Consider the following 3,059-nt stretch of genomic DNA (forward strand, 5'->3'; position numbering starts at 1 on the left):
GCATTGATGCCTTTACCGCCGCTGGTGGTCACGCCAGTCAGTACGCTTTGATCTTCGCCGTTAACCAAGCCTTCGACGGTAAAGCCATCAACACTCTGCTCGGTACCGTTGTAGGTGGTGGTGCCGCTGTTGGCGGTGACGGTGGCTTTGGCCTTGTTGATGGTGAGGGTGCCGCTATCTGCGATGATCAGGTCGTAGCCTTGCTGATCGGAGTAAAGACCGCTCATGTCAATGTTATAGGTGCCAGCGTTACGCCCGCCGCCTACCTGGCCAAAGATACGGTCGATATCGTACTCGCCCGTGGTGCTCCAGCCGCCGGTCTGCTCGGTACCGTTATAGGTCGTTGTTGTGGTGTCGCCGGTGACTTCAAGGGCGGTCAAAAAGTGACGCAGCAGCGGGGCGGTATACCCTTCGTAGATACGCCAGACCGTGCCCGTGCCGCCTTGCGCATCAATATCCCAGCCTGTGAAGCTGTCGGCTTGCAGCATTTGTGCGGTGGTGAGGCCAGTTGCGCCTGCGCTGCTGCCTATACCCACCGCGTTGGTTTGGCCGCTGGTGTCGGTGTTCCAGTAGCTGTTGGTGATGCTTCCCGTGTTGTATCCGATCAGCCCGCCAATCGAGCTTGTAGTGCCGCTGACCTGTCCTGTGGCGTAGCTATCTTCAATCCTGCTGTGTTCGTCGATCAGTCCGACCAGCCCGCCGATATATGAATCACTACCGGTTACATCAGCCGCACTGTAGCTTTGTTTGATTGAAACGTTTGAGAGCTCCCCGGCCAGGCCACCGACAAACATTATTCCGCTGACCCGACCGGTTACATAGCTCTCCCTGATATATCCAGAAACGAAGTGGCCAACCAGACCGCCAACATAGTAACGCCCGATGATAACGGCGTTAGTCAGCCCGACATTGCTGATCTGGCCATTGACTACCGATCCAAACAGGCCAACGTTATTTGTATTGGGCCGGTTGATGGTCAGACCGTTGATGCTATAGCCAAGGCCGTCGAAGACGCCTGTGTAAGCGTAAGTCGCGTTCCCAACGGGCACAAATCCCGCACCGCCATTCCAACTGGCGGTAGCGGTGGCGTCGATATTGTTGCCGAGCAGATAATTCGCTGACAGGTTGTTGCGCATAGCCTGCAGCTGCTCGACGTTCTGGATCACGGTATAGAGCGCTGGGCGGTTGGTGGCGTCGAGGGTGCCGGTGGGCAGGTCGTTTTTGTTGAACACCCGGTTGCCGGCCAACGCGCGCAGGTAGGGGGTGGTTTGATCGTCGGCATTGGCCCAGGTGTCGGCAAAATCGAAACCGGTGAAGTTGGCGGCATCGAACATCTGGGCGGTGGTGAGGCCGGTTACCCCAGAAGGAGATGGTTCATTGCCGATCCCGATTGTTGTACCTGAGGTGTGAGTAACCCAGTAGGAGTCAGTGAGCGTGCCAGAGGCGTGGTTATATCCTATCAGCCCCCCCACGTATTCAGGCCCATCTGATGTCGCCGTCACGACACCGGTGGCGTAAGTGTTGCTGATTTCACCAGCGTTTTCGTTGACCCCTACCAGGCCGCCCACATAGGCGGGGACTTCACGCTCCCCGCCCGCTGCTACATTTCCGGTTGCGTAGGTGTTTTGTAGTATGCCGGCATTTTTCCCGACCAAGCCCCCTGCGACGGCTTCCCGATACTTATTTTCTCCGCTTGCCGTCACGTTACCGGTTGCATAAGCATTGATGATCGCGCCGCTGTTGTATCCCGCAAGCCCCCCGACATAGGAGTAAATATCGGTCCCCGATCTGCTTTCTGTGTTTCCGGTTGCGTAAACGTTTGTGAGTGTGCCGCTGTTGTGTCCCACGAGGCCACCGACCCAGAGGGACGCAGTTTGGTTAGGGGCCGCTGTCGTGGCACCAGTGGCATAGGCATTGGTGATTACCCCAGAGTTGCTTCCCACGAGACCGCCCACGAAACGACTACTCGTAATGCCAGCATTTGTGCTGATCACTGCGCCAGCAGCATGAGCGTTAGTGATCGCACCAGCGTTGCTTCCGACAAGACCACCAGCGTATGCTTGAATCGTGATACCTGGCGAATTGGTCTTGGCGTTTCCAGTTGCATGGGCATTGGAAATGGTGCCTGTCGTGCTATTGGCTCCCACCAGACCACCTAAGAAGAGCTTACTGCTGTTGTTCGCACCTGTTGTCACCTCTCCGGTTGCATAGGCGTTGTTAATGCTACCGTTGTTGTATCCCACAAGGCCGCCTGCATAAGCGTCCGCAACTGCCATGCTCCGGGCCGAGACGTTTCCGGTTGCGTAGGCATTTGAAATGGTGCCGTGGTTGTACCCTGCCAGCGCTCCGGCATAGTAATACGGTCGGTAGCCTTCGACCGTGACGCCTCCCCCCACCAGCCCAATGTCCCGGATGGTTCCGCTATTGACTCCGAACAGCCCCCAGTGCTGGGTGGTCGCGGCAGTGTTGTTGATGGTAAGGCCATTGATAATATGACCCTGGCCATCAAAGCTGCCGGTGTAGTGATTGGCATCGTCCCCAATAGGCACAAAGCCCGCACCGCCATTCCAGTTGGCGGTGCCGCTGGCGTCGATATTGTTGCTCAGCGCGAAGTGGCTGCTTAACAGGCTGCGCGAGGCGATGCCCTGCAGGCCGTAGAGATCAACAATCTGGTAGGCGTTGCCTTCGCTGCCGTCACCACCGTTGGCGCGCAGGAAGCTGGCGTTAGCCGTATTGAGGCGGAAGTCCCTGGCTGAGAAATCGGCAAGAGTGCTGCCCAACTGGCTCCAGGCGCCGCTTTGCAGATTAAAGGTGTCGACGTTGACGGCGCCGCCTGCGCTGATCGCACCACCTGCGTTGAGGGTCAGGCCGCCGTTGGTCGCGGTGATGGCTTCATTGATCTGAATGTCGTTGTGGGCATCCAGCGAGAGGGTGGTGTTGGCGCTCCAGCTCACTGCACCGTTGACGTACATATCGCCGGGCTCGGTGCCGTCGTCGACGGTGGCCAGAGTAACGTTGTTGTTTTCCAGATTGGCGCTTAGGGTGTCAGCACCGATCCC

1 protein-coding gene is annotated in these 3,059 nt (G+C 57.7%); it reads right to left on the minus strand.

The features are described from left to right. Window positions 1-3,059: beta strand repeat-containing protein (locus C1949_RS19115; RefSeq protein WP_280527942.1), on the minus strand; the 3,059-nt coding region annotated here is incomplete at both ends.

Source organism: Halopseudomonas oceani (assembly GCF_002903165.1).
Classification (GTDB): domain Bacteria; phylum Pseudomonadota; class Gammaproteobacteria; order Pseudomonadales; family Pseudomonadaceae; genus Halopseudomonas; species Halopseudomonas oceani.